At 68.8% G+C, this 494-nt stretch carries 1 protein-coding gene; it reads left to right on the forward strand.

What is annotated here, in order from left to right:
• On the forward strand, positions 1-494 hold a 494-nt coding region (locus ACUJ8O_RS11525; protein ID WP_445373404.1), incomplete at both ends, for a transposase.

Genomic DNA, 494 nt, shown 5'->3' on the forward strand with positions numbered 1-494 from the left:
TCGACCCTGCCGGCCTGCTGGGCGAAGCCCTGTCCGAGGCCTCCCCGGACATGATGCGCCACCTGCTGCAGACGATGATCAACACCCTGCTCTGCGCTGACGCCGATGCGGTGGTCGGCGCCGAATGGGGCAAACCCTCCCGTGACCGCACGGCCCAGCGCAATGGGTACCGGCACCGGGACCTGGACACCCGGGTCGGCACCGTGGACGTGGCCATCCCGAAGCTGCGCTCGGGCACCTACTTCCCGGAATGGCTGCTCGAGCGGCGCAAGCGGGCCGAATCGGCGCTGATCACCGTGGTCGCAGACTGCTACCTGGCCGGTGTCTCTACCCGGCGGATGGACAAGCTGGTCAAGACCTTGGGCATCAATGCCCTGTCGAAGTCCCAGGTGTCCCGGATGGCCGCGGACCTCGATGAGCAGGTGGAGGCCTTCCGCCACCGGCCGCTCGGGGAGGCGGGACCGTTCACGTTCGTTGCCGCGGACGCGTTGACG

This window comes from Micrococcus sp. EWR3.9.1 (assembly GCF_052615555.1).